This is a genomic window from Acinetobacter sp. NIPH 284 (assembly GCF_000369425.1).
Classification (GTDB): Bacteria; Pseudomonadota; Gammaproteobacteria; order Pseudomonadales; family Moraxellaceae; genus Acinetobacter.
The window spans coordinates 1368437-1384794 of sequence record NZ_KB850011.1; the positions used below are offsets into that span (position 1 = coordinate 1368437).

At 39.0% G+C, this 16358-nt stretch carries 17 protein-coding genes; 6 read left to right on the forward strand and 11 right to left on the reverse strand.

The window, feature by feature from the left end; translation table 11 throughout:
* Positions 1-125 precede the first annotated feature (125 nt).
* The gene (gene msrA, locus F908_RS12445) at positions 126-650 is read left to right on the forward strand and encodes a peptide-methionine (S)-S-oxide reductase MsrA (RefSeq protein ID WP_005162431.1); all 525 of its coding nucleotides are present in this window, start codon (positions 126-128) and stop codon (positions 648-650) included.
* Positions 651-696: 46 nt separating this feature from the next.
* On the opposite strand, the gene F908_RS12450 is transcribed toward msrA, so the two are convergent.
* From F908_RS12450 to F908_RS12470, 5 genes are all read right to left on the reverse strand, one after another.
* The gene (locus F908_RS12450; protein ID WP_005162434.1) at positions 697-1101 is read right to left on the reverse strand and encodes an ExbD/TolR family protein; all 405 of its coding nucleotides are present in this window, start codon (positions 1099-1101) and stop codon (positions 697-699) included.
* A 1-nt stretch (position 1102) separates the two neighbouring features.
* A complete protein-coding gene (locus F908_RS12455) occupies positions 1103-1723 on the reverse strand; it encodes a MotA/TolQ/ExbB proton channel family protein (RefSeq protein ID WP_005162437.1) in 621 nt (206 codons plus the stop codon).
* Positions 1724-1765: 42 nt separating this feature from the next.
* Positions 1766-2530, reverse strand: a complete 765-nt coding sequence (locus F908_RS12460; protein WP_005162440.1) for an energy transducer TonB — start codon at positions 2528-2530, stop codon at positions 1766-1768.
* A gap of 245 nt (positions 2531-2775) precedes the next feature.
* Positions 2776-3639 (reverse strand): formyltetrahydrofolate deformylase, encoded by an 864-nt coding sequence (purU, locus tag F908_RS12465; RefSeq protein ID WP_005162442.1) that lies wholly within the window; start codon positions 3637-3639, stop codon positions 2776-2778.
* Positions 3640-3722: 83 nt separating this feature from the next.
* Positions 3723-4424 carry a TetR/AcrR family transcriptional regulator gene (locus F908_RS12470; RefSeq protein ID WP_005162445.1) on the reverse strand — a complete coding sequence of 234 codons (702 nt, stop codon included), beginning with the start codon at positions 4422-4424 and terminating at the stop codon, positions 3723-3725.
* A 121-nt stretch (positions 4425-4545) separates the two neighbouring features.
* On the opposite strand from F908_RS12470, the gene F908_RS12475 reads away from it, so the two are divergent.
* The 4 genes from F908_RS12475 (at position 4546) to F908_RS12490 (ending at position 8511) form a co-directional block, all read left to right on the forward strand.
* The gene (locus F908_RS12475; protein WP_005162448.1) at positions 4546-6000 is read left to right on the forward strand and encodes a coniferyl aldehyde dehydrogenase; all 1455 of its coding nucleotides are present in this window, start codon (positions 4546-4548) and stop codon (positions 5998-6000) included.
* Between the two features lie 168 nt (positions 6001-6168).
* Positions 6169-6405, forward strand: a complete 237-nt coding sequence (rpmB, locus tag F908_RS12480; protein WP_004649871.1) for a 50S ribosomal protein L28 — start codon at positions 6169-6171, stop codon at positions 6403-6405.
* A 12-nt stretch (positions 6406-6417) separates the two neighbouring features.
* Positions 6418-6573 (forward strand): 50S ribosomal protein L33, encoded by a 156-nt coding sequence (gene rpmG, locus F908_RS12485; RefSeq protein ID WP_003654787.1) that lies wholly within the window; start codon positions 6418-6420, stop codon positions 6571-6573.
* A 222-nt stretch (positions 6574-6795) separates the two neighbouring features.
* Complete coding sequence (locus F908_RS12490; protein WP_005162456.1) at positions 6796-8511, forward strand: cation:proton antiporter; 1716 nt, start codon at positions 6796-6798, stop codon at positions 8509-8511.
* 114 nt (positions 8512-8625) lie between these two features.
* Here the strand turns inward: F908_RS12490 and F908_RS12495 are convergent, their stop codons facing one another.
* The 5 genes from F908_RS12495 to F908_RS12515 all read right to left on the reverse strand — a co-directional run bounded on the left by F908_RS12495 (position 8626) and on the right by F908_RS12515 (position 11363).
* Positions 8626-8805 carry a zf-HC2 domain-containing protein gene (locus F908_RS12495; RefSeq protein ID WP_005162460.1) on the reverse strand — a complete coding sequence of 60 codons (180 nt, stop codon included), beginning with the start codon at positions 8803-8805 and terminating at the stop codon, positions 8626-8628.
* Positions 8799-9419, reverse strand: a complete 621-nt coding sequence (locus F908_RS12500; RefSeq protein ID WP_005162462.1) for an RNA polymerase factor sigma-70 — start codon at positions 9417-9419, stop codon at positions 8799-8801. Before F908_RS12500 ends, F908_RS12495 begins: the two co-directional genes overlap by 7 nt.
* Before the next feature lie 2 nt (positions 9420-9421).
* Positions 9422-10174 carry an HvfC family RiPP maturation protein gene (locus F908_RS12505; RefSeq protein WP_005162465.1) on the reverse strand — a complete coding sequence of 251 codons (753 nt, stop codon included), beginning with the start codon at positions 10172-10174 and terminating at the stop codon, positions 9422-9424.
* Positions 10125-10988 carry an HvfB family MNIO-type RiPP peptide maturase gene (locus F908_RS12510; protein ID WP_005162467.1) on the reverse strand — a complete coding sequence of 288 codons (864 nt, stop codon included), beginning with the start codon at positions 10986-10988 and terminating at the stop codon, positions 10125-10127. The genes F908_RS12505 and F908_RS12510 overlap by 50 nt, the downstream gene beginning before the upstream one ends.
* Positions 10989-11054: 66 nt before the next feature.
* On the reverse strand, positions 11055-11363 hold the full coding sequence (locus F908_RS12515) for an HvfA family oxazolone/thioamide-modified RiPP metallophore (protein WP_005162471.1): 309 nt from the start codon (positions 11361-11363) through the stop codon (positions 11055-11057).
* 160 nt (positions 11364-11523) lie between these two features.
* Here F908_RS12515 and F908_RS12520 point away from each other — a divergent pair, with 160 nt between their 5' ends.
* Entirely contained in the window at positions 11524-12135 is a 612-nt protein-coding gene (locus F908_RS12520) for an HvfX family Cu-binding RiPP maturation protein (RefSeq protein WP_005162474.1), read from the forward strand.
* A gap of 64 nt (positions 12136-12199) precedes the next feature.
* Here F908_RS12520 and posA read toward each other — a convergent pair whose 3' ends face one another.
* Positions 12200-16198, reverse strand: a complete 3999-nt coding sequence (gene posA, locus F908_RS12525) for a delta-poly-L-ornithine synthetase PosA (RefSeq protein WP_005162477.1) — start codon at positions 16196-16198, stop codon at positions 12200-12202.
* Positions 16199-16358: the final 160 nt, after the last annotated feature.

The following is a 16358-nucleotide window of genomic DNA, read 5'->3' on the forward strand; positions in this document are numbered from 1 at the left end:
ATACTGAATCAGTTATTTGATTTTGTGACATAAAAAGCTAAATCTCTGATTGATGATGGGCTTTTACTTTTCATTGACTTCGTATACTTTATTAGTATTCTTAGAATTAAAAATTGGGAAAATTTATGCAACAAGCATTATTCGGTGGAGGTTGCTTTTGGTGTGTAGAAGCTGTTTTTCTACAACTAAAAGGCGTCGAAAAAGTTGTGAGTGGGTATGCAGGTGGTATCGTTCACAATCCAAGTTATGATCAAGTTTGCCAAGGTAATACTCAACATGCAGAAGTTGTATTGATTGACTTTGATGAACAGCAAATCAATTATACTCAACTCCTAAATGTTTTCTTTACCACCCATGATCCAACTACTTTAAATCGTCAAGGTAATGATGTTGGCACCCAATACCGTTCTGTTGTCTATTATTTTAATGATGAACAAATGCAGCAAGCGGAGAAAATTATTCAAGATTTAGAAAATGATGGTCTCAATATCGTAACTGAACTTAGCCCAGCACCAACATTTTACCCTGCTGAAGAATACCATCAAAATTTTTATGCCCGTAACCCATCACAAGGTTACTGCAATTTTAGCATCCCACCAAAACTGTCAAAATTGCGTTCAAAATATCTCGAACTACTCAAAACAGAGTAAGCATAAAAAAAGCAACTCACTGAGTTGCTTTTTTATGAAATAAATTTTAGTTTTCACTCACAAATGCAATATCACTCAACCCTGCTTCACTCGCCCGTGACATGACTTGCGCTACTGTATCGTATTTTGATTCTTTATCAGCACGTAACTGTACTGTCGGTTTTGTTTCTGCTTTTGCTGCTTCTTGGAAACGCGTCTGTAACTCATCCAAACTAATAATTTGAGCATCCCATGCCACTTCACCTTTTTCATTAATACTGATGGTGATTGCTTTCGGTGGTGGGTCTACAATGTCAGCGGTCGTTTTTGGTAAAGCTAATGGAATTGATGGGTTAGCAACCGTTGCTGTGACTAAAAAGATAATCATCAATACCAACATAATGTCGATCAGAGGAATGAGATTCATCTCATTCATGCCACTGTCGTGGTCTTCACCCAATTGAAAGCCCATCTTAAGCTTGACCTCCAACTAAACTTTGTTGAGTCGCTTTAGTTTCTGTCTTTGCAGGTGTTTCTTGCTGCAACATCGTATCGATTAACAAGCTATGTGCTTGATCTTGTAAATCATGTGCTAAACCACGATTGAAACGTACACAAATGTTGTAAGCCAATACCGCAGGAATCGCCACAGATAAACCCAAGCCAGTCATGATCAATGCTTCACCAACAGGAGTTGCAACTTGAGCTAAACCCGCCTGACCGCTCGTACCTACAGCGACAAGTGCATGGAAAATACCCCAAACAGTCCCAAACAAACCCACAAATGGCGCAAGCGAAGCAATTGTTCCAAGAACAGATACACCTTTTTCTGCTTGAGATTTTTCAGCCGAGATTTGACGAAGTAAAGCTTGCTCAGCAACCGCTTTGCGTTGTTCAAAGGTCAAAGGTTGTAACTTAGATTTAAGCTGAGCCAAAGCTTGAACAAGTTGACTGTAAGCCTGTTGTTTTAATTGGCGTGTTCCTAATAGACGTAGAATAAAGATCGTCCACGTTGCAATCGACATTGCTAAAAGGATGAAATACAGGGTTTTACTCACTGCATCTGCATGTTGCCAATAAACTGAAAAGTTCATATACGAACTCCTGATTTAATCTGTCACTAGGACGCAAATTTATTAAGGATTAAATTCAAACGGTTGCTCTGTTTTGATTGGATAAGCAATACCATTTTCCATATACGGTTTAAACTTTGAACTTCTAACAGCACGTAAAGCCTTTTCATCAAGACTCGGTAAACCACTACTACGAGTAATTCGAGCATTGGTTACTTTACCTTTTTCATCTGCCTCGATATAGATCGTAATTAAGCGTGTCTGATTTTCTAAATCTTTCGGAGTAAATGATACTCTTGGAGATCTACTCCATTGAATACCTGTCCCCCCGATAGAAACTCGTTTTGGTGAAGAATCAGCAGCTGGCTGTGCTTTAGGCGCCTCTGGTTGTACAACAGGTTGTGGTTTTTCGACTGGCTTTTCTGTCACAGTTGTACTAACAACCTTCGTTTCAACTTTGGATTCGACTTTAGGTTCAGTCTTTTGCACTATTTTTTTTGGTGTTTCTGCTTTGACCTGTTGTACTTTTTCAACTTTTTTCGGTGGTGGAGGTAAAGGCTTATCAATCACTTTTACTTCTTTCACTTCCTTTTTAGGTTCAGGTTTTGGCTTTTCTTTCGGCTTAGGTGGTTCTGGTTTAGGTGGTTCCGTAATTTTAACAAACTTAACCTTGAGTGGCTTTTTCTCAATTGGTTTTAACTCAATTGGCTTCATGTGGCTAACTGCCCACAGAACTCCTGCATGTCCAATCACAACCGCTACAAGTGCAGTGATGATCTTCTTTTTCATCGAGTGTGGCATATTCAATATCGCAGGAGATTGACTCATAAGAATCTAAGTACCTAATAGATGATGAAATCTTTAAAAAGTGAAAAACGATTTCAGTCATCGGATAGAACAATTAAAGTGGCGCAATAATAAATGAGAAGTGTTTTCATTTGCAACTATTTTTTTGTGAACATCTTTTAATTGATTGATCAATTTACACTTATTAAAATAAAATGTTATAACATAGCATTATTAATATAAAAAAAGCATGCTTTAAAGCATGCTTTTTTAAAAATCTATTTGGTTTAGAAAACAACCGTTTTATTACCATCTACAATAATACGATCTTCCAAATGCCATTTTACAGCGCGAGCCAATACATTACGCTCAACGTCTTCGCCTAACTCACGTAACTGTTCTACATTGTAATCGTGGCTAACACGTTCAACATCTTGTTCAATAATTGGACCTTGATCGAGATCAGCGGTCACGTAATGTGCTGTTGCACCAATCAACTTCACCCCTTTCTCATACGCTTGCTTATAAGGATTTGCACCTACGAAAGCAGGTAAGAATGAATGATGAATATTGATAATCTTCATTTCCCACTTGGCAACAAAGTCTTCACTCAAAATCTGCATATAACGCGCCAAGATCAATAGATCATTGCCCTGCATCATTTCATCAATTTGCGCATAAGCTTCTACTTTATTGTCTTTATTGACTGGTACGACATGGAATGGAATACCAAAATTTTCAACCGATTCACGTAAATCTGGATGGTTTGAGATGACTTGGGTAATTTCACATGGCAATGAGCCACGTGCATGACGCCATAATAATTCCAATAAAGCATGGTCCACTTTAGAAACCAGAATACCCACTTTCTTTAATTCACCCACAAAAGTGAGTTTCCACTGCATTTCATAACGTTCAGCAACGTTGGCAGCAAAGGTTTGCATTAATGCTTCTTTACGAGATTGCAAATGATCAAGTTCAAACTCAACACGCATGAAATAACGTCCGCCTTGAGCTTCTGTAGCATACTGATCAAGTGCGGTAATATTTGCTCCCTGATGATACAAAAAGCTCGATACGGCTTGCACGATTCCCGGCTTGTCTTCGCAAGTAATCAATAATCGTGCAGTGTGGGCGGTCGTCGTGTTCATGTGGTTAATATCACTTATTGGAATCAAAATTAAAAATCAAGCCGAGCATTCTAGCTCTTTTTTGCTTATGACTAAATACCTACTTATTCATCATCGTCATTTTTAAGATTAGATAAACTAGCAAATAAGTCTGACGGCCCCAAAGATTTCAATAATTGTTCATACGTTTGACGACTTTCGCCCATTAAATAAGGGCCTTCCAAAAATACCATTTGTCGTAAAGCTTGCCATACCCATTTTTCTTCCAAATGGTTATTGTCACTGATATGACCAGACATATACAAAAAGTTAGTCCAGTTGGTCAGTACAATCCACAAGTTGATAATCAAAGCTTCAATTTCTGAATCAGTCATCTTCATCAAACCGGCATCCACAAAGGCACGATAAATTTTTTGCCCTTGCTGCATCACCTGCCCTGCAAAACGAGGATATATTTTTCTGAAGTCTTCATTATTTTCAACAAGATGATAGACATCACGGTGAATAAAGCGATAAGCCCACAACTGATTACTCAAAACTTGGAAATAACTAATTTTATCATTGGCATTTAAAGGTCGATCCGTTGGCAAGGCCAACATCTCCAAGGTTTCAGCCTGATATTGCTGCGCTAATTCTTTAATAATTTCCTGTTTATTACGGAAGTGATAGTACAGATTGCCTGGGCTAATTCCGAGTTCAGCGGCAATATGATTGGTTGTGACCGAACGTTCTCCACGCTCATTAAACAACTGCAAACTGATATGCAGAATTCTATCTTTTGTTTTATTCGGTTTAGCGTGCGACATTGAGTTTAACCATCTATAACATTATCAATAGGTTATAAAACAAACCTATAAAGCGACTTGACACTTTAGAGTATTTACTCTAAAAATTAAAAAATAATAAGCTTTCTTTTGGTCCACTCCTATGAACAGTCAAACAAAAACAACCGCTATGACACCTCATGTTGATGTGAAACGGCTACATGATTTGCTTGAACAGCAAAAAGCAGCTTACCAACGCCATCCTGTGCCAAGCGCCAAAGAACGTATTGAGCGCTTAGCTCGACTTAAAAATATCTTGGTAAAATATCAAGATCAATTTGCGAACGCAATTAGTCAAGATTATGGCAATCGTGCCATTATGGAAACCAAAATTGGCGAAGTTCTAACATGTTTAGAACATATCAAATACTATAGCAAAAACTTAACTGAGTGGATGAAGCCCTCTAAGCGCCATATCAGTATGTTACACCAACCTGCAAAAGGCTGGGTACAATATCAACCATTAGGTGTGATTGGTATTATTGCACCATGGAACTATCCATTATTACTTTCAGTTGGCCCATTGATCTGCGCAATCGCTGCAGGCAATCATGCCATGATCAAGATTTCGAGTGCATCTTCTCAGTTTGGTGCTGTATTGGAAAATGCACTTGCAGAAGTGTTTCCTCAGGAACTTGTGAGTGTTATCAATGGTGGTGGCGCGATTTCAGATGCCTTTAGTCATTTAGCATTTGATAAATTAATTTTCACAGGTTCAACGTCTGTCGGTAAAACCGTGATGGCAGCAGCATCACAGAACTTAGTCCCTGTGATTTTAGAGCTAGGTGGAAAATCGCCTGCTCTTGTACATTCGGCAATGAATATTCGTGATGTGGCACAACGTATTGCGGTAGGTAAACTTTGGAATGCAGGTCAAACTTGCGTTGCACCTGATTACATGTTCCTACCTAAAGGCAAAACGGCAGAATTCACCAAGCACTATAACGACTTTGTGAATACGATGTACCCAACGCTACGTGACAATAAAGATTACACGTCAATTGTAAATGACAAACAATACAATCGTCTTCAAGGCTATTTAGAAGATGCACGTGATCAAGGTGCGACGATCGTCGAGTTAAACAACAAGAAAGAATCTTTAACTGAAGTTCGTAAAATTGCACCAACGTTACTCACAGGTGTAACCACAGAAATGGAAATTATGAAGAATGAGATCTTTGGTCCAATTCTTCCTATTCTAGAATATGAACATATTGAAGATGCACTTCAATTTATCAATAGTCGACCACGTCCACTCGCATTCTACTATTTTGATATTGATATGGCTCGTGCTGATTATGTTGCAGGACGTACCCATTCTGGACATTTTGGTATTAACCAAACCCTCACTCATGTAGCGCAAGATGATCTACCATTTGGTGGTATAGGTGCATCGGGTATGGGCAAATATCATGGTAAAGAAGGCTTCTTCAGCTTCTCTAACGAACGTTCAGTGATGTCTAACCCTGTTAACCCTAAACTTTATAGTTTAAAATTCATTCTGCCGCCGTACAACAAACCAACGCATAAACTGCTTTTGAAAACACTATTCCGTTAAGCTGATCAAGGCATGATCTATCACACGAGATCATGCCCTGTTTTTACCAAATTCGCTTGTCTTTTAATCGTATTTTTGTTATAAAACGCCCCTTGAATGATTTCATCCGTTTACTTGAATGGCTAGTTGCACGAAACGGTGCTATATAAACTAGCAATGGAGTTCACCATGTCTAAGGTTTGCCAAGTTACCGGCAAGCGTCCTATCGTTGGTAACAACGTATCGCACGCAAACAACAAAACCAAACGCCGGTTCGAGCCGAACCTGCACCACCACCGTTTTTGGTTAGAAAGCGAAAAGCGTTTTGTACGTCTTCGTTTAACCACTAAAGGTATGCGTATTATTGATAAATTGGGTATTGAGAAAGTTGTTGCTGATCTCCGTGCTCAAGGTCAAAAGATCTAAGGAGTCTGAACAATGCGTGATAAAATCCGCCTCGTTTCTACAGCTGGTACAGGTTATTTCTATACCACTACTAAGAACAAACGTACTATGCCGGAAAAAATGGAAATCAAAAAATTTGATCCAAAAATCCGTCAACACGTAATCTTCAAAGAAGCTAAAATTAAATAATTTTAGTTTTCTTAAAAAAACGACTTCAACTGAAGTCGTTTTTTTTGCTAAAAAAATGTTTTGGCTAAAATAAAATGAATCACTATTTCATAATTTTTTTTGATAAATAAAAAAATTGTCATCAACAAATCCGATTTTACTTGTTACAATTTATTCGCTGTTTTCTTGGCATGTTTTATGCTGAATTATTTGTACCTTAACCGCAATGATTAAGGAGTTTCAATGCCTCATGATGTTGATTTAATTATATTACTTGCCGTCGGTTTCGGTATAGCACTTATTTTTGGCTATATTGCCGCACGTTTACGTCTACCACCACTAATTGGTTATTTGGTAGCAGGTATTATTATAAGCCCTAACACCCCAGGTATCGTGGCAGATATACATCTCGCCAATCAACTTGCCGAACTCGGGGTAATGTTCTTAATGTTTGGCGTAGGGATGCATTTTTCCCTCAATGATTTATTACTCGTTCGTCGTATCGCCCTACCCGGTGCGATTTTACAAATCGCTGTAGCAACACTCTTAGGTGTCGCTGTATCTATGTTTTGGGGCTGGAGTTTCGGTTCTGCACTGATTTTTGGTTTAAGTTTATCGTGTGCAAGTACCGTAGTACTACTCAAAGCACTGAGTGATCGTGGTTTACTCGACTCAGTCAATGGGAAAATCGCAGTAGGCTGGCTGTTGGTTGAAGACCTTGTCATGGTTTTAGCGCTGGTTCTTTTACCTGCAACCGCCATGTTACTGGGCGGACACGCCTTACCTGGTACAGACACCTCACAAAGTATCTGGCTGACGATTGGCATTACCCTGCTCAAAGTGACAGGATTCATCGCATTCATGCTGATTATTGGTAAACGCCTTGTGCCAATGATCATGCAGTTTGTTGCCCGTTTAGGTTCCCGTGAGCTCTTTACGCTCACAGTGGTTGCTGCCGCAGTTTCAATTGCCTACGGTTCCTACGCAGTTTTTGGCGTTTCCATGGCACTTGGCGCTTTCTTCGCGGGTATGGTGGTGAAAGAGTCTGACTTTAGCCATCGTGCAGAAGAAGAAACCCTGCCACTACGTGAAATCTTCTCAATTTTATTTTTTGTCTCTGTCGGGATGTTGTTCGACCCAAGTATCCTGATTGAAGAGCCTTTGCGTATTATGGCGGTCATCGCCATTATCATGATTGGTAAGACTTTAGCAGCGATGGCTTTAGTTTTATTCTTCCGCTACCCAATTAATACAGCTCTCACTGTAGGCGCTAGTTTGGCACAAATTGGTGAGTTTTCATTCATTTTAGCAACATTGGGCTTGTCACTTGGTCTACTCACCCCAGATGCACAAAACTTGATTCTTGCTGGTGCGTTATTTTCAATAACTTTAAATTCATTTGTATTTTCAGCGATTGAACCCGCTCAACGCTGGATACGAGAACGCTCACATTTAGCTCGCTTATTAGAACGCAGTGGCGACCCGCTTGCCATGCTTCCAGATGAAGTTGATCAAGCTTATTTACGTGATCAGGTGGTGATCATTGGCTATGGTGGCGTAGGACGCCGCATTAGTGAAAACCTGATGCAACAGAATATCAAGGTCGTGATTGCTGAAGAAAATCGTGAGATTGTTGAAAAACTGCGTGCCCAAGGAATGGCTGCCGTAAGCGGTGAAGCGACTGAACCTTATGTACTCATACAAGCCCATATTCAGCATGCTCGCTTATTGGTTATTTCCCCTATGGATATTTTAGATATTCATCGTATTGTCGATATTGCACAGCAATTGAATCCTGAGATTCAGGTCTTGATCTGTGCTGAAAGCAAGGAAGAGGCTGCTGTTATTCGCGATGAAAATATTGGTGAAGTTTTCTATGCGAAAGAAGAAATGGCGAAGAATATGAGCCATCATATCCTGAACCAAATTGAGCTTGCTCATCAAAGTACGTTACATTAACACTCTATTTTAAAATTAAAGCATCTAATACCAATTATTCAGATAGTTGGTATTTTTTATCTTTTAAATTTCAGTCTTATGATTTAAAGCTAAAATCCAAATACTTAATAACATTTAACCCTCGTATTTGCTCAATGCTTTTGAAAGCTGACGAAGTGTTTTGATTTGTTTGCCATAACGGCGACAAGAACGACAAGCAAATAAATGTAATTGTAGATTGCTCTGCTCTATAAACTGAAGTGGTCTATCCTGTTTCTCGGAAATTAATTGTGTTGCTTGTCGGCAAGTTAGCATGCGCAATCCCCCTTAAGTAACCATTTATTTTCTAGACATTCACGTAATCTAGTTCGGCTTCTATACATCAAGACATTAAAATTTGAGACAGTAATCTCTAGCCGTTCGCAAATTTCATCCGAACTAAGTTCAATCACTTCTCGCAACATAAACACCTGCGCATATTTAGCAGGCAAATGATTCAAACAAGCATCAAAAACAATCCAAAAATCTTGCTGTTCCATCATTTCTTCAGGGCTTTGCCACGCTTTAGGCGCTTGATATTTATACCAGTGCCCTGAGGCATCAAATAATTCGTCGATACTCAACTCATTATCTTGTTCATCAAATAATTCAGTCATAGTCACCAATCGAGACTTTTGTCGGATCAGATCAATGATCTTATTTTTTAAAATCGCAAAAACCCACGTTTTAAACGCCGCTCTTCCTGAAAAAGAGTCTAGATGTTGCAAAGCACTCACTAATGCTTCTTGAACCACATCTTCAGCTTGCTGAAATGAGGACAGTTGTAAAACAGTAAACTTCAGCATCTGTTGTCTTAAATCCATTAGAAATTCAGGATTTTCAAGCTGATGCAATATCTCTTGATTATTATTCAATTCAGCCTCAGACATGATCACTTCCTATTACTGTTCTGAGGATGATTTAACAAACCTAGATTCGTGAGTGTTGCTGCCAGCTGATTCAGTTGTATTGTAATCTCTTGCTCAGAAAAAGTTGGTGCAATTAATTTAATTAAGTCATGAAGCTCAAGCTCTGAGTATATCTTTAGGTTCATTTGCTCAATCAACATCGCAAATAAGGGGGACAATCTTTCCAAGTGAACCTTATCCTGATGGTCTCGCCAAACCATAATTGCACTTGGCATTACTTCAATATCTGTCAACGTTGTATCAACCGTCCAATCATAAATAGGATATTGATAGGCCAAGACCCACACTTTATGTCTGAGTTGCCAACTTATCTTTTCAATAATGTTAATGTCTTCAATTTCAAGCGTATCTAGATATAACTCCAACCACTCAAACTGCAACAACTCTTCTAGCCAAGGATATTGGCTTAAAATTGGATGTCGGTTTTCAGTCAAATATTCTCTAAATTGCAACGAAATATCATTATAGATAGGTGACTGGCATTTAGCTTTTTGAAAAAATTCTTCCAATAAAAACTGCCATTGAGCCGCAGGTAGAATAGAACGAGCTATGGGATAAACTAAATTTATAAATGAACACATATTGTTGAACAATAAATCTCGATAAATCTGCATTCGCTCAAGATCACATATTTTAGTGCGTTCAGCATTTGGTTCACGAATCCAATTACAGAATTGCTGCTGAGTGGTTTGGAATGTGCTTGCTTCGAGCACCATAACCGTTCTCCTGTTGCTGCATCGTTTTGATTATTGTCAATTCTTGCTGTAATTGTTGCCATGATGGAATATTAAAATCTCTTTCCAACAAGGTTGGTTTAACGCCACAATGTTGATAACTAAATTGCAATAGCTGCCATACAGGATCGCAAATTTCGGCACCATGCGTATCAATCAATAAGTTTTCATTCATTTTTTCATGCCCAGCAATATGCATATAACGTATGCGTTCATTAGGCATCGCTTGGATAAAGCCACGTGCATCACTGCCATGATTGATACTATTCACATAGACATTATTAACATCAAGTAATAATTCGCAGTCCGCTTGCTCAAGTACTTCACAGACAAACTCAGCCTCACTCATTTCTGCATTTGGCATTAAATAGGTAGATACATTTTCAATAACGAGGCGCTGCGCTAAAATGTCTTGAACACGCAAGATACGCTCAGCGACATATTTGACCGCAGCCTCAGTCATCGGTATCGGTAATAGATCATATAAATACCCCCCATCAGAGGTATAACTGAGATGCTCAGAATAGATGGAAACTTGATACTGCTTTAAAAAAGCTTTGATCTGTTGAATAAATCCAATATTTAAAGGATGAGGTCCCCCAACAGAAAGGGACAGACCATGACACACCAAAGGTGATTTTTCAGTACATTGAGCCAACAACTTGGCATGTCGCCCACCAAAACCCATCCAATTTTCTGGTGCAACTTCAATAAAGTCTGGATGTGATTCCGCATTTAAAAACGTATCAATAAAATCACGCCTTAAGCCTAAACCAACACCATTCAATGCAGTCATGCTGTTTTCCTTTTTGAATTGATACCGACAATTTGAAATATATCGGTATCATTCGGCTGATCTAAACTATTTAGCACCACACTTGCCATCTGCAACTTTTTTATCTGCACCACATTTTGCATCAGCAGTTTTCTTAGCTGTCCCACACTTCCCTTCTGCTGATTTTTTATTTGCCCCACATTTTGCATCAGCAGACTTTTGTTGTTGTTTTGCCTTATTTGCCCCACATTTGGCTTCGCCACATTTCCCATCAGCAGCTTTCGATGCATGAGACTCAGTTGTAGTCGTGGTTGGTGCAGCAGATACGTGAGTGATGCCTACAGCTGATAAAGCCAATAATGCAGCGACTGATGTAATTGAGTTTAATTTATTCATTTTTGTATTCCTTGTAAGGTAATTGCTCGGTTTGTACGGAGGTACATTAAGTTAGACGGAGTAAAAGACGATTTATTACAGATCAAATGAAAAAAATATGTAAGAAGTTCCATGTTCATCCGACTAATAACTATTCAATAGCACTCAATGTGAAATTCCCATGAAAAAATTTATTTATTCTTTAACACAAGATTATCAAAAAATTTCTCACTGTATAAAACATTTCGATGGAATTGCTGCGCTAGCACTCAGATTATATTTAGTCCCCATTTTTTGGATGGCAGGAAGCAATAAACTCATGCATTTCCAAGACACTATTGAATGGTTTGGTAATCCTGATTGGGGGCTCGGTTTACCATTCCCTACATTGATGGCAGCTCTAGCAACCTCAACAGAATTGGCTGGTGCAGTATTGTTAGGATTAGGTTTATTCACTCGCTTTATCAGTATTCCACTCATCATCACAATGTTGGTAGCAATTGTAACAGTCCACTTACCGAATGGTTGGCAAGCCATTGCCGATCCAAATGCACCATTTGCAAACGCTCAAGTTCTGGCCTCCGCTGAGAAGTTAGAAAAAGCCCATGAGATTTTACAAAACTATGGTAACTATGACTGGCTCACTGCCAGCGGATCATTTGTCATTTTAAATAATGGTGTTGAATTCGCAGTGACCTATTTAGTGATGTTACTCGCTTTAATCTTTATCGGTGGTGGACGTTATATCAGTTTAGATTTCTGGATGAAATATCATTTAACCAAACGCTTATAAGCCCTATGAAGGGCTTAGAATATTCAATTGATTTCATGTATTCGAATATTCTAAGCCACAGAGCTTATTTATGTTTCCAAGGTACTGCTGGTGAGCCAATCCATGCCGATTTGGCAGGAATATTTTCACCTTTCATCACTAAAGTTAATGGTCCTAACACCGCATGATGACTGACATTAGCATTATATAAAATGATACTTCTCGCATTCACGACCACATCACTTCCAACATTTACTTGACCGATCTTCATAATACGATCTTCAAATAAATGTGTCTGTGGACCTGAAAAACTATTAAATTCAGCGCGATCTCCAATATCAACACAGTCGAACTCTGTAATATCTGCAGTATCCATATAAACGTCTTTCCCTATTCGAACCCCCAAAATACGCAAGAAGAATGGCAGCATGGGTGTTCCTCTTAAATAATTTAGGAAATTTGGAATCGCGACTGATTCATATAAACTTGTGATTCCTTCACTTAACCAAACAAACATGGTCCACATTGGCGCTGAACGAGGTTGGTAGCGTCCAATTAAAATCCACTTCAATAAAGCCACGATGATAAAACAACCCACACCATACAATAATCCTGCGAGAGTTAAGGCCAACAATCCCATTGGAATCGTATAGTTATTAATGACATCTATCACTTCTAGCACAATCATATACCCCACACCAATCGCAAGCGCTGCGGGTAATACAATCCGTAGACCCTCAATAAAAGCACGCATGAAACGGCGTTTGAGACTCGGTTTGAAAGTAAGATGATCAGGATATTTCTCTGCGGCTTCTCGTGCTGGGAGAAGTAACGCTGGAGAACCAAACCAAGTTTGTCCTGAATACATTTCTCGATTATCTGGCGTTTTAGACTGCACACCGATTAAAATATTATCAGGTAATACCGTACCATCTGCGATATAAGCACTGTTCCCAACAAAACTACGATGACCAATTTTTGTTGATTTTAATGACATCCAACCGCCTTTGATCTCCTCATCACCCAACATTACGGCATCAGCAATAAAACTTTCTTCACCCAAGGTGAGCATTTCAGGAATAACGCCTGTTGCAGTTGATATTTCAGTATTTTTACCAACCTTTGCGCCTAACATACGAAACCAAGTTGGCGCATAAATTGTTGCAAATAGACCATGTAGCGTTTGTAAACTGGTTTCTAAAATTTGGGCTGCGAACCACTTTCGATAATACGTTGCGCCGTGAATCGCATAAGTACCCACCTCTAAACGAGGTAGCACTATTTTACGTAAAGCTGAAGAAATCAAGGCGGTAATGATCATCATCATCGCACTCGCAGGAATGGCCAATAGGAAATAATAAAGCGCTGTTTGAATATGGTTATTCGGGTCAATATTGAAAACATTCACATCTAACCAATCAACCAATAAGAAACTCGGAAAGATTGGAATAAAGAAAATACAAGCGATAATTAATGCACTCACTCCATAGTAAACATATTCTGAAACTTTACGCATTAAAGAAAGTTTTGGGCGCGGTGCCAATTGTTCTAACTGATCCACATGACCAATCTTCTTCGCAGGCGTACCATCCCAAATTTCACCAGCAGGCACAGTCGTATCATATTCAATCGCAGTCAAAGCATTGACATGAGCAGTTTCTTCTAACACCGTATTTTCTTCTAATACCGCATAAGAACCTACATAACTATCACGTTTCAAATGAATTGAACCTAAGACCAAATGCCCATGTTCAACTTTAGCATTCTCTAAATTCACTTGAGAACCAAGACTGACACCATCTTCAATCGTCAATAAAGATGGCATACGAATATGCACTGAACTAATGGAAACATCATGTCCAATTTTCGCCCCAAGTGCTTTGAGATATAAATTCAGTAAAGTTGAACCTGATAATAAATAAACAGGTGAAATACTACTAATCCGATCTGCCAACCACCAACGGAAATAAGTCATTCCCCATAAAGGATAACAACCCGCACCCACGCCAACCATTAGCGCACGTTTAACCGTGATAGAAAGGGCAAAACTAGCAATAATCACACAGACATAAACCAATAAAGAAAGCAAAATTGCAGAAGGAATACTGTCTCGTGCGCCACCAGTAAAATAATGATAGGTAAAGAATGGAGCGAGCCATTGCATGATGTTAATTGAAATTAACACTGGAATTGTGACTATCTGTGCAATACCGCAGAGCCATTTATAGGTTTGATTTCGTGGATTGTCTTGACCAATTTGGCTATCAAATATTGATGGTTCAGGTTGCTCAAGCATTAAGGCAGCAATTGCTCCCACTCTCCGTGCTTGGTATAAACTTTGAATCGTGAGGTGACTATATTCAGGATGTTCACGTAAATTTGAAATTAAAACTGCAGCTAATAAAGAATGTCCACCCAAATCATCAAAGAAATCGGCATCCAATTTAATCGGAATATTCGGAAACAGTCGATTTAAGATTTCAAATAAAATTTCTTCAGCTTCATTTTGAGGTTGATCTGATTCACTCCGATCGACCACACTTGTTAAAGGTCTCGCTTTTAGTGCTTTTCGATCAATTTTCCCAGAAAGTAGTCGCGGTACTTCTTCAATAATTTCAAAACGATTAGGTACCATGTATGGCGGTAAGCGCTGACCAAGATGATGTCGAAGCTGTTTAATTTCTATGGATTGTTTTGCATCAATTTCTGCGGCTATAAAGGCGATCAACTGATCAATACCATCTTCATTACGTAAAATGACAGCAGCTGTGCCAATACCATCGAGATCACATAATGCAGCTTCGATTTCGCCAAGTTCTACGCGGAAACCACGAATTTTTATTTGATCATCCGCACGTCCTAAACAATGCACTTGACCAAATTCATCGATTTTAGCTAAGTCACCCGTCCGATATAAACTTTCTTCATCAGGACTCGTTGCCCATGGATTCTGAATAAACTTATCCGCGGTTAAATCTGGGCGACCTAAATAACCTTGTGCCACGCTTGGCCCAAAGATACACAATTCGCCCGTTTCCCCTTGTGCCAATAGCTCTCGATCAGCATTAATCACCAACATACCGTAGTTAGGTAATGGTTTGCCAATCGTGACAGGCTTACCCTGCTGTAATAACTCAAGACTCGCAGAGACTGTGGTTTCTGTCGGTCCATAGGTATTAAACATTTGATGGTGTGGCAATGCCCAACGCTCAACCAATGAGTCTGGACACATTTCCCCTCCTAAATTGATGATGCGTAAATTAGCAACATCTTCAGGGAACAAAGCGAGCAAGGTTGGTACAGCATGCAAAACGCTAATTTGCTCTTGTTGCAAGGTTTTACATAATCGTTCTGGATCACTGACCAAAGATTTTGGTGCAATCCACAAAGTCGCTCCAACCAAATAAGACAACCAGATTTCCTCGAAAGACATATCAAATGCAACTGAGAAGCCTTGATAAACTTTGTCTTGTTCTTGGATACCTAAAATACTGTTTTCACTGCGCAGAAAATGACAAATGTTCTTCTGAGTAATGACAATACCTTTGGGTTTTCCTGTTGAGCCTGAAGTATAAATAATATAAGCAGGTTGCTCAGGGGTCGATTTTGCCAATTCTATAGTTTCATGCAGCGTTTTTTGTAGTTCAGTATTGGTCCATTTGCTTTGTGGCACTTCTAACACATGCTCATACCACTCATCAGTGGTAATCATTCCTACAGCCGCTGCATCTTCAAGACAAACTGCGATTCGATCTGCAGGGGTATCCATGTCAAATGGTAGCCAAGCAGCACCACTTAAGCAGATTGCTAATTGAGACTTTAATAATTCAATACCACGTGGCAACCACAATCCAACGATGTCGCCAGCTTTAACGCCTTTGAGGGTTAAATGTTTGGCCATAAGTTGAGCTTGTTGATATAACTCACCATAGCTAATCGTTTGATCTGCTTCGATTAAAGCTATTTTTTCTGGTAGGCGTTGTGCTGTCTGGATAAAAATATCGGTTAAAACTTCATTCTGCAAAAACTCAGGGTGGTGTTTACCACGAATAATATTTTTTGCGTTCATCACACATTGGTTCATTTTTATACTCTCTTTAATGTTCTGATTTCGCTAGAATTTAGACCTATCTTACTTTCTGCTTACGAATCAAATTTAGTCGTTATGCTGTAAGTTAAAGAGCTGAACTTAAAAAGAGATTAAATTGAACTCTTTAGAATAGTGAATATAAGTAACCAAGTGG

What these genes read in the sequence shown, in the direction of transcription:
- msrA (WP_005162431.1), top strand. Translation starts at nt 126, where the DNA reads ATGCAACAAGCATTATTCGGTGGAGGTTGCTTTTGGTGTGTAGAAGCT.
- F908_RS12450 (WP_005162434.1), bottom strand. Translation starts at nt 1,101, where the DNA reads ATGGGCTTTCAATTGGGTGAAGACCACGACAGTGGCATGAATGAGATG.
- F908_RS12455 (WP_005162437.1), bottom strand. Translation starts at nt 1,723, where the DNA reads ATGAACTTTTCAGTTTATTGGCAACATGCAGATGCAGTGAGTAAAACC.
- F908_RS12460 (WP_005162440.1), bottom strand. Translation starts at nt 2,530, where the DNA reads ATGAGTCAATCTCCTGCGATATTGAATATGCCACACTCGATGAAAAAG.
- purU (WP_005162442.1), bottom strand. Translation starts at nt 3,639, where the DNA reads ATGAACACGACGACCGCCCACACTGCACGATTATTGATTACTTGCGAA.
- F908_RS12470 (WP_005162445.1), bottom strand. Translation starts at nt 4,424, where the DNA reads ATGTCGCACGCTAAACCGAATAAAACAAAAGATAGAATTCTGCATATC.
- F908_RS12475 (WP_005162448.1), top strand. Translation starts at nt 4,546, where the DNA reads ATGAACAGTCAAACAAAAACAACCGCTATGACACCTCATGTTGATGTG.
- rpmB (WP_004649871.1), top strand. Translation starts at nt 6,169, where the DNA reads ATGTCTAAGGTTTGCCAAGTTACCGGCAAGCGTCCTATCGTTGGTAAC.
- rpmG (WP_003654787.1), top strand. Translation starts at nt 6,418, where the DNA reads ATGCGTGATAAAATCCGCCTCGTTTCTACAGCTGGTACAGGTTATTTC.
- F908_RS12490 (WP_005162456.1), top strand. Translation starts at nt 6,796, where the DNA reads ATGCCTCATGATGTTGATTTAATTATATTACTTGCCGTCGGTTTCGGT.
- F908_RS12495 (WP_005162460.1), bottom strand. Translation starts at nt 8,805, where the DNA reads ATGCTAACTTGCCGACAAGCAACACAATTAATTTCCGAGAAACAGGAT.
- F908_RS12500 (WP_005162462.1), bottom strand. Translation starts at nt 9,419, where the DNA reads ATGTCTGAGGCTGAATTGAATAATAATCAAGAGATATTGCATCAGCTT.
- F908_RS12505 (WP_005162465.1), bottom strand. Translation starts at nt 10,174, where the DNA reads ATGGTGCTCGAAGCAAGCACATTCCAAACCACTCAGCAGCAATTCTGT.
- F908_RS12510 (WP_005162467.1), bottom strand. Translation starts at nt 10,988, where the DNA reads ATGACTGCATTGAATGGTGTTGGTTTAGGCTTAAGGCGTGATTTTATT.
- F908_RS12515 (WP_005162471.1), bottom strand. Translation starts at nt 11,363, where the DNA reads ATGAATAAATTAAACTCAATTACATCAGTCGCTGCATTATTGGCTTTA.
- F908_RS12520 (WP_005162474.1), top strand. Translation starts at nt 11,524, where the DNA reads ATGAAAAAATTTATTTATTCTTTAACACAAGATTATCAAAAAATTTCT.
- posA (WP_005162477.1), bottom strand. Translation starts at nt 16,198, where the DNA reads ATGAACCAATGTGTGATGAACGCAAAAAATATTATTCGTGGTAAACAC.